Consider the following 25986-nt stretch of genomic DNA (forward strand, 5'->3'; position numbering starts at 1 on the left):
AATTGAAGGAACGGTTTCTTCATTTGTATTCTCTATTTAATGTATATGAAATACAAAATAAATATCACGAATAACCCATACATTATTGGATGTATCTCTTTTCTCCTGCCGCTAACCAGCATAGTGATCGGATAAAACACGAAACCGATTGCGATACCCGTTGCGATACTATACGTCAAAGGCATAGCGATGATCGTAAAGAATGCAGGAACGGCAATTTCAAAACGAGACCATTCGATGTTCCCTAACGTGGATACCATCAATACGCCTACAATGATTAAAGCTGGTGCAGTGACTGCTGGCGTAATAACTAGTAGCAATGGTGAGAAGAATAAAGCCAATAGAAATAACACCGCGGTAACAATAGAAGCAAAGCCCGTTTTTGCACCTGCTGCGACACCTGCTGTAGACTCAATAAAAGACGTCGTAGTAGATGTTCCCATTACAGCTCCTGTTACCGTCGCTAATGAATCCGAGATCAACGCTTTGCCCGCACGCGGCAAACGATCATTTTTCATTAAACCCGCCTGCGTAGCGACCGCGACTAATGTTCCCGCTGTGTCGAAGAAATCAACAAACAAGAACGTAATGACAATGACCAGGAACTGAGTCGTCATCAATGAAGAAGGTTCATTGATGATGGCATCAAACGCTGCACCAAATGTCGGTGCCACCGAAGGTATTTTATCCACCACTTTGTGAGGTACTTCTATCAAGCTGACAAACATACCTAAGACCGTGGTCATAATCATTCCATAGAAGATAGCACCTTTGATTTTACGTACCATCATAATGATAGTTACTACCAATCCAAAAATCGTTAGCAATGTGGGACCAGCTGATAAATCACCCAATCCAACCAGAGTATTCTCATCAGCTACAATGATTTGGGCGTTCTGCAATCCCAGGAACGTAATGAATAATCCAATCCCAGCACCCACTGCAAATTTCAGTTGGGCAGGAATTGCGTTGATAATCAATTCACGCAGACCTGTTAATGAAAGAACGATGAAAATCAAACCAGAAAACAGAACACCCGTTAAACCTGTTTGCCATGGAATTCCATAAGTTAAAACAACCGTGAAAGCAAAAAACGCATTTAACCCCATACCAGGTGCTAAGCCAATTGGATACTTGGCAATTAACCCCATGAATAATGTTCCGACTGCAGCTGAAAGTGCTGTTGCTACGAACACTGCCCCTTTATCCATTCGCATGGAATCAGGTAGATCGGGTATTACATCCAGCGACAACATAATCGGGTTGACCGCCAAAATATAAGCCATTGCTAAAAATGTAGTGACTCCCCCAATAATCTCCCGACGATAATTGGTACCTAGCTTATCAAACTCAAAATATTTTTTCATTGTGACCTTCCTTATGCTCATTATGTAAAAAAAGAGGCATACGAAATCAGTTCGTATACCTCCAGTCAATCCAATAGAAAAAACTCTTCTATTCAGGATCGTAGTCGAAACATTTACGGTGTTTCGGTAGAGACTTCCAGGCCATATTCCTAGCGTTATACGATCGTATTCAATTGTAATGCAATGCCGGTTTTCATTTCAGCTGCACATTTAGTTATAGACAGTCGGCGACTGCATTTTTTTAATTACAATATAATAAATAGTAGCACGATATTGTTAAATATACAAAACAATTTTTGTTCATTAAATACTCCAATTATTTACACGTCAGGAGATATTTTCAGCCTTCCCTGTTATTCCTCAATCGCCGCCATTTTTATAAAACCATCAAGCGGCGGATTGCCCGTTTCATCAAAACAACGGTTTATTCATTAAACATCTTTTCAATCCTGGTGAGCTCTATTTTCTCTTCTTCTTTTCGATAATCGCGATACTCATTTTCTTCAACTATTTGTATCAAACCGTTTTGGAAAAAATGCAATAACCTCACCGCTTCTTTTATGATCTTTGATTTCACATTACTCAATATTTCTCTTTTACTCTTAAATTCGTTTTCATCCCATTCACCTTCATGCTTCAGCTTAGGAATTCCATCAATTCCCGTGATATAACTAAGCCCTAAATACCGCAAAAATGAGTATCCACTGCAATAATCATCATATAACTGTTCTAAGTTTTCTACGATATCTTCTTTTTCATATATGATGTTTTCCAAAAGCGCAATAATCCTCTTCTGTTCAAATTCATCAAAAGGAATTTTCGGCTCAAGCAGCCTGTCTAAATCATTTTTTATATGTTTCTTTCTATAATCCAGATCTAGTAAGTCGAAGTAAAAATCTTCGCCGTAAACAATTTCAATATCTTGTGCTCTATAGAGCCATTCTTCAAACTCTGAAATACTGATGAGTCCTTTATAAATTTTATAAAACTGTTTTTGTATATTCGTTTTACTGTTCACACTTTTAATTTCTCCTCAATTAATGATTACCTCTCACCTATAATGCCCCTGCGCCGATCTATATAAAAACTCCCACTACTTGATATTATCAAATAGAAGGGAGTTCAACTTACCTATAAAAATTTGCATGTGAAGACAAAGATTACTCCCACTCAATCGTGCCAGGTGGTTTTGCCGTAATATCATATACAACACGATTCACTTGGTCAACTTCTGTTGTAATACGCGTACTGATTTTTTCCAATACATCCCAAGGTATACGTGCCCAGTCGGCCGTCATACCATCAACCGAATGAACTGCGCGAATACCAACTGCATAGTCGTAAGAACGCTTTTCGTTACGAACGCCGACACTTCGAATATTCGGAAGGACTGCGAAGTATTGCCAGATTGAACGGTCGAGTCCTGCTTTTGCAATTTCATTACGCAAAATCCAGTCTGCATCGCGAACAATCTCAAGCTTGTCCTCTGTAATTTCTCCAAGTACACGAACTCCTAGTCCAGGGCCCGGGAATGGTTGGCGATGAACGATTTCATCCGGCAAACCAAGCTCTGCACCAACCGCGCGAACTTCATCTTTAAATAGCGCACGGAGAGGTTCGATTAATTCAAAATCCATATCTTCCGGTAATCCACCGACATTATGATGTGATTTGATTGTAGCGGAAGTTGCTGTACCGCTTTCGATGATATCTGCATAAATTGTTCCTTGTGCCAGGAACTTAATGCCGTCCAATTTTGCGGATTCTTCATCGAAGACATAAATGAATTCATTGCCGATAATTTTACGCTTTTGCTCAGGGTCCGTAATGCCCTCAAGTTTGTCCAAGAATCGTTTGCGTGCATCCACTTTAATGAAATGCATGCTGAATTGTTCACTAAATGTCTTTACAACACTTTCAACTTCGCCTTTACGGAGTAGTCCATGGTCGACGAAAATACAAGTTAGCTGATCCCCAATTGCACGGTCGATCAAAGCCGCTACTACTGATGAATCAACTCCGCCGCTTAATGCGCAAAGCACTTTACGATCTCCAACAGTCGAGCGGATTTTTTCCACTTCAATTTCAATGAACCGTTCCATTGTCCAATCGCCTTTTGCTTTACAAATATCAAATACAAAATGACGCAACACTTCTTTGCCTTGTTCTGAGTGGTGAACCTCAGGATGGAATTGAACTCCATAGACCTGTTGCTCGTCGTTTGAAATCGCTGCAATATTACCAGCAGAATCTTTTGCGGACGCAGTGAATCCTTCGGGTAATTGCGCAACATGAGCGCTTTGCCCCATCCAGACGCTTTGCTTCTCTGTTTGCCCAGCAAACAATGTAGATGTGGTATCTGCCGTAATGGACTCTTGTCGGTAAGTGCGATCTTCCAGCTTTTCCAATGTACCGCCAAAATGATTCACGATTAGCTGATTCCCATAATTGACGCCTAAGACAGGAATACCTAATGTGAAGATTTCTGGATTGATATCATAAGCAGCAGAATCCCCAACGGAAGATGTGCCACCAGAAAGGACAATACCAACCGGATTCATTTTCTTCAATTCATCAACAGTCGTTGTATGTGCATGAAGCTCACTATACACACCGAATTCACGGATCGTTCGCGTGAGAAGCTGATTATACTGACTGCCGTAATCGAGTACCACAATTTTTTCTTGTTCGACTAACAAAGGAGCGTTTGACAACTGATCCACCTCTTCCAATTTAATAGTGCCGATTCATGCCTCAATCACAAAAGACGCGTAAGAAAGTAACTTTCCACGCGCCTTTTCCGCCAAAGAATACATATAACGTAATACAATGGCAGTCAACGTTCGTTATAGCAAGATATATGAGGTCATATCAAGCATTCATTCGCTACATATTTTACGCATGTTTTTTAAAAAAATCAACAAGTTGAACTAATGATTAAATCTTCCCACACTTCATTTAATTTAATCCAATCCTGCGACGTCCGATCATTTCCGTAAATTGCCTTTTCATACGCATCTGTCAGCATATGCATACGTTCGCCACCGTATTGTTCATCAACTAGTATGGCGTATTGAGAGAGTGTCATTCCTGGCTCTTTCGGCAAGCCAGCGCGTGATAATTGTTTTACTAGTTGGATGTACTGCTGTTCGAATTTCTGCCAGCCATCCGGTCGCTTTCGAAGTTGCTTCACTCGCCATTTCGGCAGCCAGCTTCTTCGCTTTTGATAAGCAAATACTATACCGCCAACTAATAAAAGTACAAGTACTGCATACAACCACCATTGAGTGAAGAACCATATGAATTGTCCTTTCAACTTGCTGAACATCGATGGTGTTGTGTTCTTCTTTTTCTGTTGCTGTTCTTTTTCTACTTGTTCTTTTTCTGGTTTCTTCTTAATTTGCTCTTCTTCATCTTTAGTTACGACGTCAAATTTTATTTCAGTCGGATGGGTAAATCCTATTGTCGGCTCAAAGGGCATCCATCCGACATCTGGAATATACGCCTCTACCCACGAATGAGCCTCATCATTCGTCACGCGATAGACAGTTTTTCCCGACGCTTTATACGAAAGCTCACCTGGTGCAAAGCCTTTCACCCAACGTGTCGGAATCCCTGCTGAACGCAACATTACAGCCATAGATGTTGAAAAATTATCACAGTACCCTTTTTTCGTATCGAATAAAAATTGGTCTACATAATCCTGATTGGGACTTGGATATGCTACATTCTGTGTCTCATAAGTAAAGCCATTCCTTTTAAAATACTGTTCCACCGCTTTGGCTTTATCATACACACTCGTTTCCTTCTCCGTAATAGACAAAGCCAAATCTTTTACACGTTTTGGCAATTCGTCAGGAAGTTGCATATAGCTATTCAAATTTTCCGGCGCAGCTTCATACGCGATCATTTCAGTTTTCTTTAAAGTAGACATGGAATACTTAGGTGTTACGTACTCCACTTCATAATTATCCAATTCTTCTTGGACACCCATCAGCATATACAAACGGTTTGCATCTATTTCGTGCATGATGGAAAGCGACTCTGGATAGAAAAACTTTTGCGTACCGTAAGGCGAAACCAAGAACGGCAAATGCTCTGAGAATTGTAATTTCGCGTAGGACGGCTCTGCATCTTCTGATTCCCATAAATCTTCATTTGTATGCAAGATTTCAGAATCGGACTCTTGATTTTGTACCCAACCTTTAGACGTGTACGTATCCTTGGTCTCAATTCGCCAATACTGTCGTTTTTGCACATCCGCCTCAAATACCAACTGATGGTCTTGGACGAAAGCTCCGCCCAATTGTGAATCGTCCGGGTCATAGCCGGCCTTTGAAACACCTTCGCCATCCTTATTCCCTGACATATCACTCATCGATAATAAAAAGGGCACGGGATCAGGCCAAGCGGGCGGGTGAACAGGGGCATTCTTCGATAGCAAACCAACAGAAGCAACGAGTAGTAACAACGGTAATGACAACAGCAACAATCGTTTCGGACGAATCGGAATTCGTTCTTTTCCTGTCAATTTAATGAGTGTTAAATAGCCAACAATCAACAGTCCCACCATCATAATCCGAACGATGGAAGCGGATGCATCATATGAACTGAACGTATCGAGCAGCGCGATAAACACAACCGTGATCGCAAAAAACATCATCATGCTATTGCGCACTTCTATCCAATGTCGTATTAAATACGAAATCATCCAAATTAATGTATATAGTAAAACAGTGCGAAATAGATTCGACAGCTCGCCTATATCGCCTTGGAATAAAAACATCAAATTCTGTTTAAGATCTATGAAAATAAGGCCGATCGACTCCATAGAGTAAAACAGTTGATCAAAATATATGTAGTGGAGTGTCCACAGTATATAAAGGAGTTGTAATGGAGCATTTAGCCACCAAGGCACGTCGAATAAAGCTAAGACAAAGAATAATAGTAAATAAATAAGGAAAAGAGAAGGATAACCGAAGTCGGTCAACTCCATGATCGGTATAAACCATTCCCAAAGCATTACAATGCTCAACGCGTATAAAAATACGAGTACCTTCCAGTTCAAATTGTTTTTTTTCAAGATGTCACCGCCTCTTTCAGCGCAGATGAAACATTCGTTTTACTGATAATCTGAACCGTAATTCCCAGTCGTCTGACCTGCTCAATTATCACTTGAAGATTTTCCGATTCATCGTTCTGGGTTACAAAGCACACAACGGAAGCTGGATTCGGGCAGAACTGAAGAACACTATGGATAAACTCCATTCGCAAATTCCCTGTAATGACCAGCAACTTACTACTCGCATCCATTTTCTGTAATGGCATTGAAACGCTCCCCGTCCCATCTGATTGGATCTTCGCCAAATGAACGAGTGCTTGCTGCATTTGATCGCCCGATTGAATCGCCGGAAATACCGCAGGCCGATCCCCGCTAATCATCAAAGTAAGCATAGCTTGATGATTTCTGGCTGCGGTTAGGATGGAAGCTGCGAGTTCCACTGTGTCCTCAAACGTTTCCGAAGAAGAACTGTCCAGTAACACTGTATACTGTTCAGAGTGCTGTTCGTCGAATTCTTTCGTCATAAGTTTATTCGTACGCGCAAATGATTTCCAATGAATCCAAGACATCCGATCACCTGCAGCATATTCTCGGACGCTTGACGGTATAGTCGCATCTTTTGCCAGCATGTAGGCAGACATCTTCTGTCCTTCACTTGTTCGTGAATTCGCTGATTCATACAGCACATCGGTCATTTTCGGGTACACCAGAAATGAATCTTGGAGCGCATAGACGCGTCGCTTTCGAATCCAATTAAAAAAGTCCACCACTTCAATTTCCACAGCTTTCAACCGATATTCGCCACGCTGAATATTCGTCAGAGTATATGAATATTCGTACCGTCTTCGAAAGCCCCACAACACGATTTGCTGTACTGTCCGTTCCTTGTTGGCATGCTCTCTTTTATCTATAATTACTGTATACAACAAAGGCATCGGCAACTTTCGTTCAATAATCAAACGAACGATTACCCGTCCCCCGCGTGTCAATTGTTCAGCTGAAATCTTCCGTTTCACAGTGAAATCTCGTAACGGATAAAAATAAAGCAGGATAGAATACAATACAAATGGCAACAGCATATAGAAGATAAACCAACTGACGAATCCACCTTGAAATTTCGCAAAAATATAGGACGCTACACCAATCCCAACAACTCCGACAATACTACCAATCGATTTTAAGCGCTTAATCAGTTGCTTCATACAGAAGTTGGCCGCTGAACTGGCACTTCCAAACGAGATAAAACCTGTCGGATGAGCTCACTTGGGTCCATTCCTTTATATTTAGCTTCTGGCTTTAAAATCAAGCGGTGTGAAAATGCGTAGGGAGCTAGAAACTGCACATCATCCGGTAAGACAAATGAACGACCTTTAATAAATGCATATGCTTGACAGGCTTTCATGAGTGCGAGAGACCCCCGTGGACTTACGCCTAACGACACAGATTCATGATGACGCGTCGCTTCAGCACAATCTACTATGTAGGAAACAACCGTATTGTCTACAACGACTTCTTGGACTTTCTGCTGCAATTCCAATAACTCTTCTATCGTCACAATAGGTCCTATCTGCTCAATCGGTGTTTGCTGCTCTGCCCGCTTTAAAATATCCATTTCTTGTTGCTTTGATGGATAGCCCATTTTCAATTTGAAAATAAAACGGTCCAGTTGAGCTTCCGGTAACGGATACGTCCCTTCATATTCAATTGGATTTTGCGTAGCCATTACGAAAAATGGTTTAGGAAGTTGAATCGTCGTGCCATCTACAGTAATCGATGCCTCTTCCATGCCTTCCAATAAAGCTGCTTGTGTTTTCGGTGATGTCCGATTAATCTCATCCGCCAACACAATATTGCCAATCAGTGGGCCAGGTCGAAATTCGAACTGCATCGTTTGCGGATTATAAATCGAAACCCCCGAAACATCGGACGGCAATAAATCGGGCGTAAATTGTATTCGTTTAAATTGTGCACCAATCGATGTTGCAAGCGCTCTCACTAACATGGTTTTTCCAACGCCCGGCACATCCTCAAGCAGCACATGGCCACCCGCCAGCAATGCCGTAATACTTAACTCCGCAACTTCTCGTTTGCCGACAATGACTTTCTCTATATTCCCCAGTACTTGTTCGATCCACTGTGAATGCATATCGTTTCCCCCTCAATTCACTAACTCATCCCATTTATCTTTATTCAGCAGGTGTTCAAACACCCGCTGAATGAGGATAATACCTTCGGCGGATGTCACAGATTCTGAAAGGAGTGAATCGGACATGCTCGATTCAAAATCTGGACGCAATTACGCCGAGGCGTAATTGATCTGTATTAAACTATCATACCTGAAACTATTAGGTCCGACAAACAGAAAAACTGCCGCCTTCTGTTAAACAAAAGGCAGGCAGTTCTTATTTCCAAAAGTCATCGAATACTGTAATCGGTAAGTGTCGTTTGTGAGCAGACCGCAAATAATGCCCTTCTATTCGCTCGCGTGCCTCATCAGAGACTTCTTTACCTTCCAAATAGTCGTCAATTTCATCATACGTCACACCCAGTGCAATTTCATCGGGTATAGCCGGTTTATTCCCCTCGAGGTCAGCAGTCGGGATTTTATTGTACAAGTGCGGCGGACAATCCAGCGCCTGCAACAGCTGTCTTCCCTGACGTTTATTCAGGCGATAGATCGGCATAAGATCCGCCGCACCATCCCCGAACTTCGTGTAAAAACCTGTAATTGCTTCTGCGGCGTGATCCGTTCCAAGAACAACGGCATGATGAACTGCTGCCACTGAAAATTGGACTTTCATTCGTTCACGGGCCTTTTCATTCCCTTTATCGAAGTCCGTAAGATGCAGGCCCGCATTGGCAAGGGCGCGCTCACTGGCATCTACCGCTTCTTTTATATTCACGGAATAGACGATCGATGGCTGGATGAAATTTAACGCATCCTGACAGTCATCTTCGTCAAACTGGACACCATATGGCAAGCGAACCGCATAGAAGCGATAGTCTTCTTTACCCGCTTCTTCATTCAACTCGTTTATTGCCATTTGTGCAAGCATGCCGACTAACGTTGAATCTTGACCGCCCGAAATCCCTAAAGTAAAGCCTTGCAAAAATGTATTCTTCTTCAAATAAGCTTTTAAAAATTCAATGGAAGTCCGGATCTCTTGCTGCGGATCGATTTCCGGCTTCACTTTTAGTGCTTGGATAATTTCTTGCTGCAATGTCAACGCTCCCACTCCTTTGCTTCATTTAAAGTTATTTACCATCTCATGAACTTCTTCAATGTTACGTCTTTTATTGTCCCAACATTTCTGACTGAGATCGACAGGATACTCCTCTGGATTTAATGAACGTTTATATTCTTCCCATAACAGTTCGAGGTTCTGTTGTGCGTATGCACGGATGTCATAAACGGCCGGATTCTCATAAATCACTTCACCTTTACGGATCACTTGTTCATGTAAATTGACCGCCTTGAAATTCGTAACAAATTTCGAGATGAATGTGTGTACCGGATGGAACATTTTAATCCGTTCCTCTTGTGTCGGATCCTCGTCATGCATCGTAATGTAATCACCCTCCGCTTTGCCGTTTTCCAGATCTATAATCCGGTACAGTTTTTTGCGTCCTGGTGTTGTCACTTTTTCCACATTGGCCGAGATTTTAATTGTATCTTCCATCTCACCATCACTGTTTTCAATAGAGACAATTTTATAGACCGCTCCAAGTGCAGGCTGATCATAAGCAGTAATCAATTTGGTGCCGATCCCCCAAATATCAACTTGCGCGCCTTGTGCTTTTAAGTTCAAAATCGTGTATTCATCCAAATCATTGGAGACGACAACTTTCGCGTCCGGGAAGCCCGCTTCATCAAGCATACGGCGAGTTTCTTTTGACAAGAACGCAATATCTCCGCTGTCGAGCCGAACACCGATAAAATTGATGCTGTCGCCAAGTTCTTTGGCAACTCTAATCGCAGTAGGTACACCGATTTTCAAAGTATTGTAAGTGTCCACTAAAAATACGCAGTCCTTATGACGTTGTGCGTAGACTTTAAAAGCAGTGTATTCGTCTTTATACGCTTGAACGAATGAATGCGCATGGGTACCGGAAACTGTCAGGCCAAAGCGTTTTCCAGCCCGCACATTACTCGTTGATTCGACACCGCCGATTACAGCAGCCCGTGCTCCCCAGATCGCCGCATCCATTTCGTGCGCACGTCGACTGCCGAATTCCATAACGATATCATCCTTTACAACCTGCTTAATCCGACTAGCTTTCGTGCTGATCAACGTCTGATAATTGATGATATTGAGCAATGCCGTTTCAATCAGTTGTGCTTCAAGCAATGGTGCTTCAATACGAATCATTGGTTCATTCGCGAAGACCAGCTCGCCTTCTTTCATGGAATAAACATCCCCAGTAAAGCGAACATCTTTCAGATACTCCAAAAAGTCATCAGCAAATCCAAGTTCTTCACGCAAATATGCTAAGTCGCTTTCAGTAAATGAAAACTCCTGCAAATATTTCAATACATGTTCAAGTCCTGCAAAAATAGCATAGCCATTTCCAAACGGGATCTTTCTGAAATACAATTCAAAAATAGCTTTCCGTTCGTGTATGCCATCCGCCCAGTAGGATTCCGCCATGTTTAATTGATAAAGATCTGTGTGTAACGCTAGGCTATCGTCTGAATATGATGAGGTCATAGTCGTCTCCTTCTTCCGCTGCAATGATGGTACCATTATACACTATTTCCCCTTTTTCTTCGTAAAGTAACCATCTTCGTCATAATTCATTCTTGAAACTTTTTGACTTTCACTTCGTACAGAAGTATAAGGAGTGATAATATTGAATATAATCTTGCTTGTGTCCGTTATCGTTGTTTTCGGCTTTTTAATTTTAACTAAGTTAGATGCCATTGAAAGACGCCTGGCTCGGCAGCAGTCAATGCTGAATCAATTGACACAAAATTTCCCCGAGCCGCCTGCAAATGATGAAATCCTTTCATTGATCCATGCCGGTGAGAGTATAAAAGCAGTGAAACTATCAAGAGAAATGTATGGTTTCTCTTTATTGGAAGCAAAAGAATATGTAGATCGATTAAAAGAAGATATATGAGAAAAAACCTTCCTAAGTTGGAAGGTTTTTCAATGACAATCAACAGTCATTTACTATTATATAAGCAGCTTTCACAGGACCATGTACTCCGATTACCAAATTCATTTCAATGTCTGCAGAGTTACTGGGACCCGTAATGAAGTTGATGCAGGAAGGCACTTGTTCGCCGTTATCGATTTTCTCTCGTATCAAGTCTGCCGCCTGGGTGATTCTTGGAACGAGCGTACTTTTCGGAATGATCGCGATATAATTCGTAGGCAACAAGCTAACGGAACGTCCTTTATCAGAACTGCTTAACAGCACGACGGTACCCGATTCCGCAAGAGTCATATCACTGAATGTAATTCCAATATTCGCTTGTTCCGCCAATTCGATATTCTTCTCACCGAGTGTAGTGTCCCAGCTATTCACTTCTATATTTTCCGCCGGCCATTCATTTTCAATTAAATTGGTCAACCCGTATTTGTCAAAACGCTCATCTTTCCATAACGACAACGGTCCACCGCCGTATAATTTGACGGCTTCAGCCAAGGTTTTTGGAAGATCTGCCAATTTTGTCTCAATTAAATCCGTATGAATTTGCAGACATTGATTGCGCAGCACTTCTAACAGTTCATCTGCTGAAGCGTCCTTTAATACCGCGCGTTGCGGCTGATGTTTCCACACGGGTTTCTGCACGTTCAATTTAGGTTCCCGACCTAAACGGGTGGCAATTTCAGTAAGGAAGGTGTCTCGGTTTCGAATCGTTCCTGTCATGATTATTTGCCTCCTTTCTGATCATAGAACCAATCTCGGAAACGTTGATTGCCTACAGCAGGAAACTCACGCAAGTCCGTCCACTCTTTAAGCGGACCCGGTCCTTTTGAGATGCGATCGTTTTTCGTCAATGGTCTCATCGCAGTGGAAGCAACTTTCGCTCCCATGGAATACAACGGATTGGATGAGGCTCCAATTCCAAACGCTTTCATTGCAAGTCTTTCGGAAATCGGTGCTCTGCCTTCTTCTTCCACGATGACTTGACGATGCTGATGAAGCAACTCATGAAGCGGAATCTTTACCGGACACGCATCCGTACATGCTCCGCATAACGTAGAGGCATACGGCAGTTCCTTGAAATCATCATAACCGCCAAGCAAAGGTGACAATACTGCACCAATCGGCCCCGAGTAAATCGAGCCGTAAGAATGCCCGCCAATATGACGATAGACAGGACAGACGTTGACGCAAGCAGCACAACGGATGCATTGCAAAACTGATTGGAATTCAGTACCTAGAATTTCCGAACGTCCATTGTCTACGATCACTAAATGAAATTCCTCAGGACCATCCACATCCCCTTCGCCTCTTGGGCCTGTCAACGCAGTCACATAGCTTGTCAATTTTTGACCAACCGCACTGCGTGTCAAAAGGCTGACCAGTACTTCGAATTCTTCAAAGGAAGGAACGACACGCTCCATACCCATCACTGTAATCTGTGTTTTCGGCAATGCGGAAACAAGCCGTGCATTCCCTTCATTGGTCACGAGACTGATCGATCCCGTTTCTGCAATTGCGAAATTACAGCCAGTAATGCCGATATCCGCTGCCAAAAACTCTTTGCGAAGCTTTTCACGTGCATGTAATGCCAGTTCCTCCGGCTTGGATGTTTTATTATAATCCAATTTCTCCGCAAAAACATCACGGATTTGATCTCTATTTTTATGTAGCGCCGGCGCTACGATATGAGATGGCGGATCGTGATCATCCACCTGCAAAATGTATTCACCTAAATCCGTCTCAATGACTTCACATCCAGCTTCTTCGAGAACTGAATTCAAATTAATCTCTTCCGTCACCATAGATTTAGATTTAACGACTTTCTTACCTTCTTTTTTCTCTACAACGTCCCGGATATATACGCTTGCTTCTTCCGCCGTTTTGGCAAAGAATACACGGCCGCCACGTTCGGCTACATTTTCACTGAGCTGATGCAAATAGAAGTCAAGATTTTCTAGGACATGCTGACGGATTTCTTCTCCATGAGAACGCCATTCCTCCCAGTTTCCGAGCTCTTCAGCAGCATCCAATCGACGACCGTGCAACCTTTCTTGTGCCCCTGCCACTGCCTTGCGCATAAAATCATCTGAAATATTATCTTTCGTTCGATCCGTAAAGTTTTTCGTACTGAATTTCATTGCCATAAAGCTTCACCTCATTTCTGAATTACTCGTGACTATTCAATACTTGTGCTATATGCATAACACGGATCGGCTTTCCTGTCCGTTCCGCACGTCCTCCAATATTCATCAAGCAGCCGCAATCCGCCCCGATTAAATAATCAGCCTCTGTTTCAATCGCACTGTTTACTTTTTCATCTACCATCTGTTCAGAAATGTCACCCATCTTGACCGAAAACGTGCCGCCAAAACCACAGCAATTATGAGCGTTCGGTAACGGAACCATTTCAAGACCTTCGACTTGCTCAAGTAATTTTTTTGGTGCTTCCTTGACGCCTAGCAATCTAGTCATATGGCAGGATGGATGATAAGTTGCTTTCCCAGATAGTTTTGCTCCGACATTCTCTACTTTGAGTACATCTACAAGAAACTCTGTGAATTCATACGTTTTATCTGCAAGCTCTTGAGCTTTCGTTCTCCATTGTGGATCATCTTTGAAAACTTCAGGATACATCTTGAACATCGTTGCGCATGATCCAGATGGCGTAACAACAAATTCCGCGCCATCAAACGTTTTGATCATATTTTTCATCGCCGATTTAGAATTTTCCACGTAGCCACTATTGTAGGCAGGCTGCCCGCAACATACCTGGCCTTTGGGGAAGGATAATTCACAGCCTTGCCTTTCCAATACTTCTACCATGTCTTTTCCTGCATCTGCATAAAACATGTCTACGAGACATGTAATAAATAAGCTGACTTTCATTTTCATTCACCTTTCTGGGATAGACTTTTCAGAGTCAACAGGTCATCAGATGACTTATAGTTATTTCATAGCATACTACAAAACTTTCAGGTTTAATAGATGTTCTCTATATTTTCTGTTAAAAAATTTCACCCGATTGCAAATCGGGTGAAATTGGTTACTCGCTTAGCGAGCGCATATAATTAGATAAAACCGATTCTACGTTAAACAAATGTTCTTTCATACTTGTAGCGGCTAGATCGGGTGATTCATTTTTAATTGCCAAGAAAATTGCTTCATGCTCTTCATGCAAACGGTCTACAGTCGTCGTTTCAGTGTACAGACAAATTCGGCGGGTTTCCCTCATCGATTCCCCCATCAGGTCAGATACTTGATTCATCAAACTAACCAAAATAGGATTTCCGCTGGCCCTGGCAATAGCAAAATGAAAGTCTAAATCTGCTTTTTCTCCGAGAAGAATATCTCCTGCGTGTTCTTTCATTTCGTTCAAGGCTTTTTCCATCTTAATTAAATCTGCTTCCGTACGTTTTTCAGCAGCAGCATATGCAGCACCGGCTTCTAATATCTTTCTGACCTCTAGTAAATGAAAGACATCTTCCTCGCCCATTAACATCGCACTATGCAGAGGGAACACCAAATCATCTGATGAAAATTCCATAACATATGTCCCTTCACCTTGACGCATTTCAATCAATCCCATTGCACGTAAAGAAGTCAATGCTTCGCGAATAGCTGAACGTCCCACATTAAAGCTTTCCGCCAATTGCTGAACAGATTCTAGTTTATCTCCTGGCTTCAACTCCCCCGAGCGGATCGAATTCAATAACGCTTCAGCTACTTCTTCATATATTTTCTTCGGCTTGATTTGCTTATATTTCAAGAATCTTCACTCCTGTCTTCTACTCTCATTATAATCCATAATGCATTATTATGACTTAAAACGTGTAAACAAAGCATGTAATCTAAAAATATAAAAAATTGCTTGTCTTTTAATATGGTAGTCTATATAATCGTGAAAAGAGTTATCAGTCATTAGGTCATCAGATGACCTAATGATCTAACACTATTTGAAAACGCTTTCCAATCTAACCTATCAAAAAGGAGGCTATTTATTTGAACTTATTGATTTTATCGCTGATTGCTTTATTGCCTATTGTCACGATTTTAGTTTTTCTCGTCTTATTGAACTGGCCTGCTAGCCGGGCTATGCCTATTGCTCTCGTCGTCACTGCTCTCATCGCTACATTCATCTGGGGAACAAAGGGTAATATCGTTGCAGGGGCTGCATTTAACGGTTTAATTACTGCCTTGGAAGTTATATTTATCGTCTTTGGCGCAGTGTTACTGTTAAATACCATTAAAGAAAGCGGTGCCATACATACGATTCGGAACGGTTTCACTTCGATCTCGCCTGACCGGCGAATTCAAGCAATCATCATTGCGTTCTTATTTGGTTCCTTTATCGAAGGTGCATCAGGTTTCGGTACGCCCGCTGCTGTTGCTGCCCCACTATTAGTTGCCGTTGGTTTTCCGGCGCTAGCTGCTGTCATGGTATCACTCGTTATTCAAAGTACTGCCGTTTCTTTTGGGGCCATTGGTACTCCAATACAAATCGGCGTAAATACTGGTCTTGCGGATCAACCAGCCGTTATGACGGCATTGGATAAAATGGGTATGAGCTTCCCGGAGTACTTACTCCAAATCACTACCAACACGGTTTTGATCCATGGCGTAGTCGGCTCATTGATCCCATTATTTTTGGCAGCTTTACTGACTCGCTTCTTTAGTCCCAGCAAGTCATTCCGTGAAGGCTTAAAAGTCTGGAAATTCGCTCTATTCGCAGGGTTGGCCTTCACTATTCCGTATTTCCTGATCGGCCTTACATTAGGTCCTGAATTTCCTTCTTTACTTGGCGCACTCGTGTCATTGATCATCGTCGTTCCTGCTGCTCGTAAGGGATTGTTCATGCCTAAAACAGAAGATTCGTTTGAATTTCCACCTCGTGCCCAGTGGGAGGAGGATTGGTTCGGCAAGCTGAACCATGAAGCTGCCAAGCCTTTGGATGAAAGCCGTAAGATTTCTATGTTAAATGCATGGATGCCATATGTCGTACTTGCAGTATTACTCGTCCTATCGAGAACGGCAGAGCCTTTCGAAAGTTTATTGAAACACTCAGCTATTACGTTGAAGTTTGAAGACATGTTCGGTTCAGGTATCACCACGGTCTCGACACCTTTATTCTTGCCTGGCTTTTTCTTTATTGTAGCTTCACTGTTTGGTTACTTCTTTCATCGAATGAAACCTAGGGAGTATTTATCAGCATGGAAAAGCTCATTTATCACGGCGGTAACCGCGGGGGTGGCACTGATCTTTGCTGTACCGATGATCAAAATATTCTTGAATACTTCGCTTGCAGCAGGTAAAGCAGCGGCTGATAGTACATCATTAATAGGCGAAAACATGCCGTTAGTTTTAGCTGAAAGTGTCTCTGTCGTCGCTGGAGATTTCTGGCCGCTCGTTGCTCCAATTGTTGGTGCGCTCGGCGCTTTCATAGCAGGAAGCAATACGTTCAGTAATATGATGTTTTCTCTGTTCCAATTCGGCGCCGCGGGCAATATCGGTTTGGATACGACACAAGCCGGAATTGTCGTTGCAATGCAGGCCGTGGGAGGCGCTGCCGGTAACATGATCTGTGTGCACAATGTCGTTGCAGCTTCGGCGACAGTTGGGTTAATCGGTAAAGAGGGTCTGTTGATTCGCCGTGTACTGTTCCCGCTCAGTTATTATTTATTGGCAGCTGGATTCTTCGGCATGGCATTTATCCACGGATTCCTAAATATCTGGTTGATCCTCGCTATTGGAATTATGGCGGCATATACCATCAAAATGGCGACAGATAAACGGATGTTGTCAGTAGAATCATTGCGTCAACCATCGTAATTATAGAATGCAAAAAAGAGCCACTGATTGGCTCTTTTTTGTCATGGTTAAATTTTATTTACTCGGTTCGCGTCTACTCTGATACGTTACGTACTTCCTGCAACCTATTTTTAATAATGAATACTCTCCACCTTCTGGCACTTTTCACATTCTCTATGTGTCGAAGTTTCTATATATTCATGGATACATTCGGCTTGCAACTTATATAACTTTTCCTCTAATTCACGTAGACCTTGGCGCTGCACAACAATATGACGAACTAACTGTTTTGCTGAAGTCATCTAACCCACTCCTAATCAAAGATAGATTTTAGCACCAGATCTTTTGAATTCTTCCGCTTTTTCCTGCATTCCTTTTTCGATTGCCAGATTCTCTTCTGGACTATTTTTATCCACGTACTTTCGAATGTCGTGAGAAATACGCATACTGCAGAATTTCGGCCCGCACATTGAACAGAAATGAGATACTTTCGCCCCTTCTGCCGGTAACGTTTCATCGTGATATTCCATCGCTCGTTCTGGATCTAGACTCAGATTGAATTGATCTCTCCAACGAAATTCGAAGCGAGCTTTGGATAATGCATCATCGCGCTTTTGTGCATTTGGATGGCCTTTCGCTAAGTCTGCTGCATGGGCAGCTATTTTATATGTGATGACACCTTCACGAACATCCTCTTTATTTGGTAATCCGAGATGCTCTTTTGGCGTTACATAGCACAGCATCGCAGTCCCGAACCACCCGATCATCGCAGCACCAATTGCAGATGTGATGTGGTCATACGCAGGCGCGATATCTGTCGTCAACGGACCTAATGTATAGAATGGTGCCTCCTGACAAACTTCCATTTGTTTATCAACATTTTCCTTAATTAAATGCATCGGTACATGCCCAGGTCCTTCGACCATCACTTGCACATCGTGCTTCCAAGCAATTTTCGTCAGTTCACCAAGCGTATCCAGCTCAGCAAATTGCGCTTCATCATTAGCATCTGCAATCGATCCCGGACGCAAGCCATCTCCCAATGAAAATGCGATATCATACTGCTTCATGATTTCACAAATTTCCTCGAAATGCGTGTAGAGAAAACTTTCTTCATGATGAAGCATGCACCATTGCGCCATAATCGAACCGCCACGTGAGACAATGCCTGTCACTCGGTTAACCGTCAGCGGTATATAGCGTAGCAGTACCCCCGCATGAATCGTGAAATAGCTGACGCCTTGCTCGGCCTGTTCAATCAATGTGTCGCGGAAGACTTCCCATGATAAATCTTCCACTTTTCCATTCACTTTTTCGAGCGCCTGATAGAGCGGAACTGTCCCCACCGGTACAGGGGAATTTCGGATGATCCACTCACGTGTCGTATGGATATTCTTACCTGTCGATAAATCCATAATATTGTCCGCACCCCAGCGTGTTGCCCACGTCATCTTCTCCACTTCTTCTGCAATCGATGAAGAGACTGCGGAATTTCCGATATTCGCATTAATTTTGACATGAAATTTACTGCCGATAATCATAGGCTCTGCTTCGGGGTGGTTAATATTGGACGGAATGATTGCCCGTCCTCTCGCAACCTCATCGCGTACCAACTCCGATTCAACGCCTTCACGAATCGCAATGAACTCCATTTCAGGTGTGATCATCCCTTTTCGTGCATAATGCATCTGCGTAACATTCTTTCCCTTTTTAGCTCGCAGCGGTTTGCGCTTCAATAAAGGAAATTGCGCATCGTTATTCATTTGCTCTATTGAACGATAGCCATTATCCTGTGGTTTTACTTGTCTTCCTTCATATTCTTCCACGTCATTACGTTCCCATATCCAATTTTCCTTAATGGCTGGAAGTCCTTTTTTAATATCGACTTCATAGCCTGCTTCCGTGTATTTTCCGCTCGTATCATAAACGCGGAACGGTTCATTCGGAAACTCATCTTGCTCTGTCACGGTTGGTGATAGTTCAATTTCGCGCATAGGTACAAGCAAATCGGATCGACTTCCTTGTACATATACTTTTCTGCTTGCCGGAAAACAATCGTGAATGTGGATCTCTTTTTCTGTCGTTTGTTTCATTTGTCATCGTCTCCTTTGTGAGGGCAGACCATGACTCCATCCGAGTAAAGGGAATCAGCAGCACAAAAAAAGACCAGCTCCATAAAAAAAGGACCTGGTCTTTCAAAAACGCACAAAAGTACGCTGATTGATAGATTGAAAACTTCCCCACGCTGGTACGAGCCAGATCAGGTCCAAAGAGTTCGGAATGCATTTTACTCATCCCATCTCAGTCCAGTCGCGCTGGACACCCCTAGTTATGATTATTGAATTGTCGAACAACTATAGTTTATCATAGAGTAATGCTTTGTCAACTAGAGGAAGTAAAAGAATTACCTTCCATTCGAATCAACCGATCTTTCAGTTGCTGACCATCCCGGTAGCCCGATAGACTTCCATTTTTTGCGATGACCCGATGACATGGGATGACAAGCAACAACGGATTCTTTCCAATCGCGGAAGCAGCTGCTCGAATTGCAGAAGGATGACCGATTATCTCGGCAATGTCTGAATATGTCACCAATTGTCCATACGGAATATCTTGAAGCGCTTTCCACACCTTGTTTTGAAATGGTGTGCCTGACCAATCCACGGAGCATGTGAAATCTTGCACTTCTCCAGACAAGTAACTTCTCACTTCATTTGCGTATTCAGCTAATCTGTCTGCATTTTCCTTCACTTCGCCAGCGCCATATTGTTTGGTGAGCCAACTCTTCATTTTTTCCTCAGCATCTTCAGCTAAGCCTACATAGAGAAGGCCCCTTTCAGTCGCTGCCATTGTTACGTTCCAACCTTCCACATCAAAACTTGTCCAATAAACCAGTTTCCCCACTACCTTTCTATTAGCCAAACAGCTTCAATCCAACGGCCCCTACTATAATCAATGACAAAAAGAAAATCCTTTTCACACTTGCAGACTCTTTAAAGATTAGAATACCAGCCAGGACTGCCCCTGCCGCTCCCAATCCTGTCCAGACTGCATAAGCCGTACTCATTTGAATATCGCGCATCGCTAACGATAAAAAAACAAAGCCGAAACTGAATACTCCAACTATGAGTAGGAGACGCTTGATCGTACGTTTCTGCAAGTAATAATTGATGCTTATAACCCCAAAGATTTCTCCAAGACTGGCAATCGCTAAATAAACCCAAGCCAACGTCAACTGCCCCCTTCTTGATTCGCTTCATCCGACTGCTCATCTGTAGTCAGTTTGATACCAACAACCCCGATGACAATCAAACAGATAAATGACAGCGTAATCCAGGTGAAGTCCGCGTGGAAAACGAAAATATCAACTAATAGAATGGCTGCAGCGCCTGAACCGGTGAAGACAGCATAAACAGTCCCTGAAGGCAATTTCTCACATGCCTTAATAATGAAATAAAAACTAAATATAATCGCGCCTCCAGTTCCGATCCAATGCAGAAACGTCTCCGAATAGCGCAGTCCCACCACCCAAAATATTTCTACGACCGCAGCTAAAGCGACATAACTCCAAGCCAAAGTTAACGTCTCCTTTCATTCGCTCTATAGTGTCTATTAGTATAACAAACCTTTCAGTTAAACGAAAAAAGCATTCCTAGTAGAAGTAAGCTTGCATCTGCTATGTTCGCATGATAGAATGAATCCACTAATAATTTTTCCTATATTAAGAATATTCTTATCGAGAGAGACGGAGGGATAGGCCCAAAGAAGTCTCAGCAACCAGCCAGCTTGGCATGGTGCTAATTCCAAGGGTGAACACCGCCTTGAAGATGAGAATACTGAAGAAAATGTTGTATGTTCGAGGGCCTATTCGAAATGAAGAGGCTCTTTTTTATTTTTCTGAAGGGGATGGATACTATGACAAACAATGAATTAGAAACAAGATTAGTCCAGCTGGGGAATAACAGCGATAAGAAAACGGGCGCAGTCAATACACCGATTTATTTATCAACAGCTTATCATCACGAAGGGTTAGGTCAGTCTACCGGCTACGATTATACGCGGACAAAAAATCCGACTCGTTCTATTTTGGAAGACGGCATTGCCGATTTAGAATCCGGTGATCAAGGCTATGCCTGCAGCTCCGGAATGGCAGCTATTCAACTAATCTTGTCACTGTTTAAAACAGGTGACGAAATCCTTGCCCCTGAGGACCTGTATGGCGGCACCTATCGTTTATTCCAACAGTATGAGAAAACCTATCAGATTTCTACACACTACCTAACATTTGAAGATGTTTCAGAAGTTGAACAAGCAATTACAGATCGTACAAAAGCGATATTTTTGGAGACACCTACCAACCCGCTTATGCTGCAGATTAACGTCGCAACTTATGCAGAACTTGCTAAAAAGCATGGCCTGTTGCTAATTGTTGATAATACGTTCCTTACACCGTATTTCCAACGACCGATTGAGGAAGGTGCGGATATCGTTATCCATAGCGCTACGAAATATATCGGTGGTCATAATGACGTGCTTGCTGGTCTTGTCGTAGCAAAAGGCGAAGAACTTTGCGACCGCTTGTTCACGAACCATAATGCGAGTGGCGCTACACTATCTCCGTTTGATTCATGGCTCGTAGTCCGCGGTCTCAAAACACTCCATTTGAGAATGAAGCAGCATGACGCGAATGCAAAAGAAATGGTAGCCTATTTGAAGCAAGAACCTTTAATCGCAGATGTCTTGTACGCCGGCATCGGCGGTATGCTCTCGTTCCGCGTACAAAACAGCGAGTGGGTAGGACCGTTCTTAGAGAATATGAAACTCATTTCCTTTGCAGAGAGTCTTGGAGGCGTCGAAAGTTTCATCACGTATCCAACAACACAGACGCATATGGACATTCCGATTGAAGAACGGAATCGACGCGGTGTCGATGATCGACTCTTGCGCTTCTCAGTCGGGGTGGAGGATGCGGATGATTTAATTGCCGATGTCAAACAAGCACTGTACGCTGCGAAAGAAGCAGTAGAAGCCGTAAATATTCATTAATCCCTTCTCCTCTTGCGTTCAAGTGCAAGAGGATTTTTTCTTTCCTAGCAATAAAAAAGACATCCTAGAGAGAAGGATGTCTGTTAAATGCTCATTGAGTTTGCTGCCATTTCTTCTTTTCCGCTGAGTAAACAACTGTTGCCGGCACTACAATAAATGCCAATGCCGCCACACCTGCCAGCATGCCCGCCCACTCTTTACTCCCTAAGGAAAACCCGGCAGTCGTGCCTATGCCAATACCCGCTATAATTGCCAATGTAATCAACTTATACATAACAAGATCCCCGACCTTTCAAGTTAAAGATTCCCCAAAGGTTCTGAATAATTCGTTGTATTTAGCATACTCTAGTTGAGAACAATTTTCAAGTGCAAGTGAGAACCTTTTTCAATTCGAATGCTATCGGTTTATTCTACTTCACGATTAACTTGAAATATGCATATTAGTCCAACAAAAAAGCTGCATTGCTTCGGGGCGGCTGTACTTTAGCGTGTTCTTTGTTCTCCCCAAAGAAAAAACTGCCCTAAAAGCCATTTCTGACTTTCAGGACAGTCACTTTTCAACTATTATTTTTCCAACAGTTTTAAGGATTCTCTGTTAAATGCCGGGATATCATCAGGCTGACGGCTTGTGACTAGCTGATTCTGACAGACAACGACTTCTTTGTCTGCGTACTTTGCACCCGCATATTCCATATCGACACGAATCGATTTGTATCCTGTTGCGTCACGACCTTCTAATGTTTTCGCCGTGATCAATAGCTGTGGTCCATGACAGATAGCAAAAACTGGTTTGTCGGCATCCATGAATTCTTTGACAAATTTTACAAAACGATCATCTGCGCGCAAAATATCTGGGGAGAATCCACCTGGGATAAATAAAGCATCATAATCTGATGACTTCGCATTGTCAATTCCTTTATCGACTTTTACTTTCGTGTTTTCTTTCATACCGGTAACTGCCGATCCAGCTTCCGTCCCAATCACTTCGACTTCATGTCCAGCATCTTTATAGGCTTTGGCCGGCTTCGTATATTCTGAGTCCTCAAACATGTCTCCTAGTACTGTTGCGATCTTTGCCATTGCTTACCACTCCTTATGTGATGTTCTAGACCTACTATTCCACGAATTAAAAGATCTAAACATCGCACGGCTAAGCTGTCTCTTATCCTCAGTATCTAAATTTACGGTCGTATTCGTTTCATCTTTCCAGAAAATTTGCCTGCTTATATCAACTTGAATCTCTGTGCATATTCCTGGTACTTTTCTAATTACATTAGAAAAAAACTCGTTTAAAAAAATATACCAATGATGACAAGAGCGGCGATAATAAGACCCCCAACGGTTTGGACCAGTTCCGTCGACACAACCGGCTTCTTCTGAAAGACATTAATCAATTCCAAGTCTTCACGCAATTGCTTCACTTCTTTACGAAGCTCTTCTACTTCTGTATTCAGCGTACTGATTTCCTGCGATTGCTTAGAAATTAGTTCATTTTTTTGCGGAGATGTTTCATTCGTATCCATAGATCTAATCGCTCCTCCAAGTTTTCTTCTTTATACGTTTTTATAACCGCTTAAGTTTCGTTTCATTGAAAAACTTTCCATTTGCATTTTCAGCTGTTCGGGTGTATTATAAATTTACAAGCTGTATTGTTCGTATGACATTAAGTTTTAACCTTTAAGCTGTAACAGGGAGTTTATTACGGAACGGAAATGGCATGCCGGGTTCCTTTTAGCAACTCGGACGTACAGGAACGTTTCTGCAAACACCCACTTCGAGGAGTGGTGGTTTAAAACTTTCTATGACTAAATTACGGCAAAGACGGCTTTTATAACGAACGAAAACACCTTTCACATGATGTGAAAGGTGTTTTTTGTATACTTGATTCAAAAAAACTCTTTAACTTAACCTAATTACGCGGCACTTCGACATGCCTGTGCACATTTACGACAAGCTTCTGCACACTTCTGACAATGATCATGGTCGTGTTTTGCGCATTCTTCCGCACATTTTTCACAAATGTCTGCACACAACTTGAGAATTTGCGCAGTAAATGGGCTTTCGCGAGTAATCGCTTGTATTGCATACGAACAACTATCCGCACATTCCCGATCCAATCGAATGCAATTCGCCATCATTTTAACGTCTTCTTCTTTTAAACACGCATCAAAGCATTGATTACAAGCCTTCACACAGTCTTCCAGTACACGCAATACGTCTTCATATTGAGAATTCATCCAATCGCCTCCAATTTGTTAATTCCTAAGTAATCTTCCCGCTTTCATTCATCTTAAACTGAGAGTTCCGTCTTGTTTTTAAAACTTCTAAAAAGTGTATGCATAAAAAAATGATTTACGCAAAAACTATACCTGAACATTATCATGATATTAAGGAGTGATTTTTTGGGTATTTTAGACGGTAATCCGAAAGATGAGCCAATGCATTATGGTGAAGTAATTGCTGTTTGGTCGTTTATGGGCTCAAATAATGGGTTGATTAGTGGGTATGAAGCATTTGTCAATCATGCCGAGGACGCAGACTTAATCGCACTGTTGGAGGAAGCGATTAAGACGATGAAAGCTGAGAATAAAGAATTCGGCAAAGTGCTAAAAGCAAACGGTATCACGCCTCCCCCCGCATTGCCAGAAAGACCAAAATCAAATCCAGAGGAAATTCCAGCTGGAGCTCGGTTCATGGATCCTGAAATCAGTGCGGCCGTCTCCATTAACGTAGGTCAAGGGCTTGTTTCATGTAGTATGGCAATGGGTCAATGCTTGCGTGAAGACATCGCCGCGCTATTCGCGAAGTTTCATTTGGAAAAAGTGGCATTCGGCGCAAAATTACTGAACCTAAACAAATCAAAAGGCTGGATTATCCCGCCACCTCTTCATATGTCATGAGCTAGCTAAAACTCCGTACTGCATTCGTGCAAGACGGAGTTTTTTTATTCACTGGCCGACCCATTAAGATGAATTTTTTTCCACTCATATAAAGCGTAATTCTGCTCAATCTATAGGTGTAGATGTCATCATCTAACAACTTTAAAGGATGTGTTTTTTAATGGATAACCGAAAAAACGATCGTCAGCGTCAAGACCAACGTCAAGATCAGCAGAACCAGCGTGAGAGACAGGATCAAGCAGAAAACATGGAGTTTGGTGAAGAGTTTAACTTCGACCAAAAACGCCAACGACAAGATGATGAGCAAAACAGAGAACGACGCAATAACCGAAAATAACTAGAGGAGACTTTCCAATAGGCCTTCTCTAATCAATCTGGAAACTAATTAATGAACGATTAGTCGATATCCAGATAATAGTGCCATCTTATTGTTAGCGTTTATACAGCAGTCAATTGGCTGGTATGAGGACGGTATCGGACCGAACTCATGCCAGCCAATTGCTGTTTTCGTTAAGACAACGAAAGGTGATCTTAATATCTCATTTCTATTTATTCTATTTGTAAATTATTTTCCATAATACATCTCTTGCCTCAATAGCCCGAAGACTTTATCCATAAGAAATCATCTGAACGTTTAAATACTCTGCGT

General features: G+C 42.3%; 26 protein-coding genes, 1 other RNA gene and 3 riboswitches. Of the genes, 6 read left to right on the top strand and 21 right to left on the bottom strand.

Annotation, left to right across the window (positions count from 1 at the left end; genetic code table 11):
• Window positions 1–32 precede the first annotated feature (32 nt).
• From MKX97_RS14545 to MKX97_RS14580, 8 genes are all read right to left on the bottom strand, one after another.
• The gene (locus MKX97_RS14545) at window positions 33–1367 is read right to left on the bottom strand and encodes an NCS2 family permease (RefSeq protein WP_040759841.1); all 1335 of its coding nucleotides are present in this window, start codon (window positions 1365–1367) and stop codon (window positions 33–35) included.
• A gap of 81 nt (window positions 1368–1448) precedes the next feature.
• A riboswitch (purine riboswitch) is annotated at window positions 1449–1550 on the bottom strand.
• A 241-nt stretch (window positions 1551–1791) separates the two neighbouring features.
• Complete coding sequence (locus MKX97_RS14550) at window positions 1792–2385, bottom strand: hypothetical protein (protein WP_342536308.1); 594 nt, start codon at window positions 2383–2385, stop codon at window positions 1792–1794.
• 142 nt (window positions 2386–2527) lie between these two features.
• Window positions 2528–4081, bottom strand: a complete 1554-nt coding sequence (guaA, locus tag MKX97_RS14555) for a glutamine-hydrolyzing GMP synthase (protein ID WP_342536309.1) — start codon at window positions 4079–4081, stop codon at window positions 2528–2530.
• A 203-nt stretch (window positions 4082–4284) separates the two neighbouring features.
• Complete coding sequence (locus MKX97_RS14560; RefSeq protein ID WP_078818498.1) at window positions 4285–6450, bottom strand: transglutaminaseTgpA domain-containing protein; 2166 nt, start codon at window positions 6448–6450, stop codon at window positions 4285–4287.
• Entirely contained in the window at window positions 6447–7631 is a 1185-nt protein-coding gene (locus tag MKX97_RS14565) for a DUF58 domain-containing protein (RefSeq protein WP_078818499.1), read from the bottom strand. The genes MKX97_RS14560 and MKX97_RS14565 overlap by 4 nt, the downstream gene beginning before the upstream one ends.
• The gene (locus MKX97_RS14570; protein ID WP_009498647.1) at window positions 7628–8575 is read right to left on the bottom strand and encodes a MoxR family ATPase; all 948 of its coding nucleotides are present in this window, start codon (window positions 8573–8575) and stop codon (window positions 7628–7630) included. The genes MKX97_RS14565 and MKX97_RS14570 overlap by 4 nt, the downstream gene beginning before the upstream one ends.
• Before the next feature lie 256 nt (window positions 8576–8831).
• Window positions 8832–9656: an ammonia-dependent NAD(+) synthetase gene (gene nadE / locus MKX97_RS14575; protein WP_078818500.1), complete on the bottom strand. Its 825-nt coding sequence runs from the start codon at window positions 9654–9656 to the stop codon at window positions 8832–8834.
• An 18-nt stretch (window positions 9657–9674) separates the two neighbouring features.
• Window positions 9675–11138 (bottom strand): nicotinate phosphoribosyltransferase, encoded by a 1464-nt coding sequence (locus MKX97_RS14580; protein WP_078818619.1) that lies wholly within the window; start codon window positions 11136–11138, stop codon window positions 9675–9677.
• A gap of 142 nt (window positions 11139–11280) precedes the next feature.
• Here MKX97_RS14580 and MKX97_RS14585 point away from each other — a divergent pair, with 142 nt between their 5' ends.
• Window positions 11281–11550, top strand: a complete 270-nt coding sequence (locus tag MKX97_RS14585; protein WP_040759845.1) for a hypothetical protein — start codon at window positions 11281–11283, stop codon at window positions 11548–11550.
• A 39-nt stretch (window positions 11551–11589) separates the two neighbouring features.
• Here MKX97_RS14585 and MKX97_RS14590 read toward each other — a convergent pair whose 3' ends face one another.
• The 4 genes from MKX97_RS14590 to MKX97_RS14605 all read right to left on the bottom strand — a co-directional run bounded on the left by MKX97_RS14590 (window position 11590) and on the right by MKX97_RS14605 (window position 15352).
• On the bottom strand, window positions 11590–12306 hold the full coding sequence (locus MKX97_RS14590) for a lactate utilization protein C (protein ID WP_009498651.1): 717 nt from the start codon (window positions 12304–12306) through the stop codon (window positions 11590–11592).
• A 2-nt stretch (window positions 12307–12308) separates the two neighbouring features.
• Window positions 12309–13730: a LutB/LldF family L-lactate oxidation iron-sulfur protein gene (locus tag MKX97_RS14595; RefSeq protein ID WP_078818501.1), complete on the bottom strand. Its 1422-nt coding sequence runs from the start codon at window positions 13728–13730 to the stop codon at window positions 12309–12311.
• A 22-nt stretch (window positions 13731–13752) separates the two neighbouring features.
• Window positions 13753–14472, bottom strand: a complete 720-nt coding sequence (locus tag MKX97_RS14600) for a (Fe-S)-binding protein (RefSeq protein WP_078818502.1) — start codon at window positions 14470–14472, stop codon at window positions 13753–13755.
• Window positions 14473–14629: 157 nt separating this feature from the next.
• On the bottom strand, window positions 14630–15352 hold the full coding sequence (locus tag MKX97_RS14605) for a FadR/GntR family transcriptional regulator (RefSeq protein ID WP_009498656.1): 723 nt from the start codon (window positions 15350–15352) through the stop codon (window positions 14630–14632).
• 233 nt (window positions 15353–15585) lie between these two features.
• On the opposite strand from MKX97_RS14605, the gene MKX97_RS14610 reads away from it, so the two are divergent.
• Window positions 15586–17412: an L-lactate permease gene (locus tag MKX97_RS14610; protein ID WP_342536311.1), complete on the top strand. Its 1827-nt coding sequence runs from the start codon at window positions 15586–15588 to the stop codon at window positions 17410–17412.
• 110 nt (window positions 17413–17522) lie between these two features.
• Here the strand turns inward: MKX97_RS14610 and MKX97_RS14615 are convergent, their stop codons facing one another.
• The 5 genes from MKX97_RS14615 to MKX97_RS14635 form a co-directional block, all read right to left on the bottom strand.
• Window positions 17523–17693: a hypothetical protein gene (locus MKX97_RS14615; RefSeq protein ID WP_009498658.1), complete on the bottom strand. Its 171-nt coding sequence runs from the start codon at window positions 17691–17693 to the stop codon at window positions 17523–17525.
• A gap of 15 nt (window positions 17694–17708) precedes the next feature.
• Window positions 17709–19484, bottom strand: a complete 1776-nt coding sequence (gene thiC, locus MKX97_RS14620) for a phosphomethylpyrimidine synthase ThiC (protein ID WP_342536312.1) — start codon at window positions 19482–19484, stop codon at window positions 17709–17711.
• A gap of 127 nt (window positions 19485–19611) precedes the next feature.
• Window positions 19612–19728: riboswitch (TPP riboswitch) on the bottom strand.
• A gap of 45 nt (window positions 19729–19773) precedes the next feature.
• Entirely contained in the window at window positions 19774–20313 is a 540-nt protein-coding gene (locus tag MKX97_RS14625) for a methylated-DNA--[protein]-cysteine S-methyltransferase (protein WP_342536313.1), read from the bottom strand.
• Complete coding sequence (locus MKX97_RS14630; protein WP_040759849.1) at window positions 20306–20620, bottom strand: multidrug efflux SMR transporter; 315 nt, start codon at window positions 20618–20620, stop codon at window positions 20306–20308. Before MKX97_RS14630 ends, MKX97_RS14625 begins: the two co-directional genes overlap by 8 nt.
• Window positions 20621–20622: 2 nt before the next feature.
• Complete coding sequence (locus MKX97_RS14635; protein ID WP_009498664.1) at window positions 20623–20967, bottom strand: multidrug efflux SMR transporter; 345 nt, start codon at window positions 20965–20967, stop codon at window positions 20623–20625.
• A gap of 154 nt (window positions 20968–21121) precedes the next feature.
• A riboswitch (SAM riboswitch) is annotated at window positions 21122–21225 on the top strand.
• A gap of 81 nt (window positions 21226–21306) precedes the next feature.
• Between MKX97_RS14635 and MKX97_RS14640 the strand changes: the two genes are divergently transcribed.
• Window positions 21307–22437 carry a methionine biosynthesis PLP-dependent protein gene (locus MKX97_RS14640; RefSeq protein ID WP_040759850.1) on the top strand — a complete coding sequence of 377 codons (1131 nt, stop codon included), beginning with the start codon at window positions 21307–21309 and terminating at the stop codon, window positions 22435–22437.
• 91 nt (window positions 22438–22528) lie between these two features.
• Here MKX97_RS14640 and MKX97_RS14645 read toward each other — a convergent pair whose 3' ends face one another.
• From MKX97_RS14645 to MKX97_RS14655, 3 genes are all read right to left on the bottom strand, one after another.
• Window positions 22529–22711, bottom strand: coding sequence for a hypothetical protein (locus MKX97_RS14645; protein WP_009498667.1), 183 nt, complete (start codon window positions 22709–22711; stop codon window positions 22529–22531).
• 290 nt (window positions 22712–23001) lie between these two features.
• A complete protein-coding gene (locus MKX97_RS14650) occupies window positions 23002–23517 on the bottom strand; it encodes a type 1 glutamine amidotransferase domain-containing protein (protein WP_078818507.1) in 516 nt (171 codons plus the stop codon).
• Between the two features lie 209 nt (window positions 23518–23726).
• Entirely contained in the window at window positions 23727–23960 is a 234-nt protein-coding gene (locus tag MKX97_RS14655) for a spectrin repeat,Rudiment single hybrid domain protein (protein ID WP_009498669.1), read from the bottom strand.
• 115 nt (window positions 23961–24075) lie between these two features.
• On the opposite strand from MKX97_RS14655, the gene ssrS reads away from it, so the two are divergent.
• Window positions 24076–24269: non-coding RNA, 6S RNA (gene ssrS / locus MKX97_RS14660), on the top strand.
• Between the two features lie 81 nt (window positions 24270–24350).
• Here the strand turns inward: ssrS and MKX97_RS14665 are convergent.
• Window positions 24351–24674, bottom strand: a complete 324-nt coding sequence (locus MKX97_RS14665; protein WP_009498670.1) for a four-helix bundle copper-binding protein — start codon at window positions 24672–24674, stop codon at window positions 24351–24353.
• 165 nt (window positions 24675–24839) lie between these two features.
• Here MKX97_RS14665 and MKX97_RS14670 point away from each other — a divergent pair, with 165 nt between their 5' ends.
• Both MKX97_RS14670 and MKX97_RS14675 read left to right on the top strand, forming a co-directional pair.
• Complete coding sequence (locus MKX97_RS14670; RefSeq protein ID WP_078818559.1) at window positions 24840–25337, top strand: DUF3231 family protein; 498 nt, start codon at window positions 24840–24842, stop codon at window positions 25335–25337.
• A 160-nt stretch (window positions 25338–25497) separates the two neighbouring features.
• Window positions 25498–25674 (top strand): hypothetical protein, encoded by a 177-nt coding sequence (locus tag MKX97_RS14675; protein ID WP_009498674.1) that lies wholly within the window; start codon window positions 25498–25500, stop codon window positions 25672–25674.
• Window positions 25675–25986: the final 312 nt, after the last annotated feature.

Origin of the sequence: Sporosarcina sp. FSL K6-3508 (assembly GCF_038615825.1) — a bacterium.
Classification (GTDB): domain Bacteria; phylum Bacillota; class Bacilli; order Bacillales_A; family Planococcaceae; genus Sporosarcina; species Sporosarcina newyorkensis.

Coding starts and splice junctions, on each gene's coding strand:
- MKX97_RS14545 (WP_040759841.1), bottom strand. CDS start 1,367: ATGAAAAAATATTTTGAGTTTGATAAGCTAGGTACCAATTATCGTCGG.
- MKX97_RS14565 (WP_078818499.1), bottom strand. CDS start 7,631: ATGAAGCAACTGATTAAGCGCTTAAAATCGATTGGTAGTATTGTCGGA.
- MKX97_RS14570 (WP_009498647.1), bottom strand. CDS start 8,575: ATGCATTCACAGTGGATCGAACAAGTACTGGGGAATATAGAGAAAGTC.
- MKX97_RS14580 (WP_078818619.1), bottom strand. CDS start 11,138: ATGACCTCATCATATTCAGACGATAGCCTAGCGTTACACACAGATCTT.
- MKX97_RS14590 (WP_009498651.1), bottom strand. CDS start 12,306: ATGACAGGAACGATTCGAAACCGAGACACCTTCCTTACTGAAATTGCC.
- MKX97_RS14595 (WP_078818501.1), bottom strand. CDS start 13,730: ATGGCAATGAAATTCAGTACGAAAAACTTTACGGATCGAACGAAAGAT.
- MKX97_RS14600 (WP_078818502.1), bottom strand. CDS start 14,472: ATGAAAGTCAGCTTATTTATTACATGTCTCGTAGACATGTTTTATGCA.
- MKX97_RS14615 (WP_009498658.1), bottom strand. CDS start 17,693: ATGACTTCAGCAAAACAGTTAGTTCGTCATATTGTTGTGCAGCGCCAA.
- thiC (WP_342536312.1), bottom strand. CDS start 19,484: ATGAAACAAACGACAGAAAAAGAGATCCACATTCACGATTGTTTTCCG.
- MKX97_RS14640 (WP_040759850.1), top strand. CDS start 21,307: ATGACAAACAATGAATTAGAAACAAGATTAGTCCAGCTGGGGAATAAC.
- MKX97_RS14645 (WP_009498667.1), bottom strand. CDS start 22,711: ATGTATAAGTTGATTACATTGGCAATTATAGCGGGTATTGGCATAGGC.
- MKX97_RS14650 (WP_078818507.1), bottom strand. CDS start 23,517: ATGGCAAAGATCGCAACAGTACTAGGAGACATGTTTGAGGACTCAGAA.
- MKX97_RS14655 (WP_009498669.1), bottom strand. CDS start 23,960: ATGGATACGAATGAAACATCTCCGCAAAAAAATGAACTAATTTCTAAG.
- MKX97_RS14665 (WP_009498670.1), bottom strand. CDS start 24,674: ATGAATTCTCAATATGAAGACGTATTGCGTGTACTGGAAGACTGTGTG.
- MKX97_RS14675 (WP_009498674.1), top strand. CDS start 25,498: ATGGATAACCGAAAAAACGATCGTCAGCGTCAAGACCAACGTCAAGAT.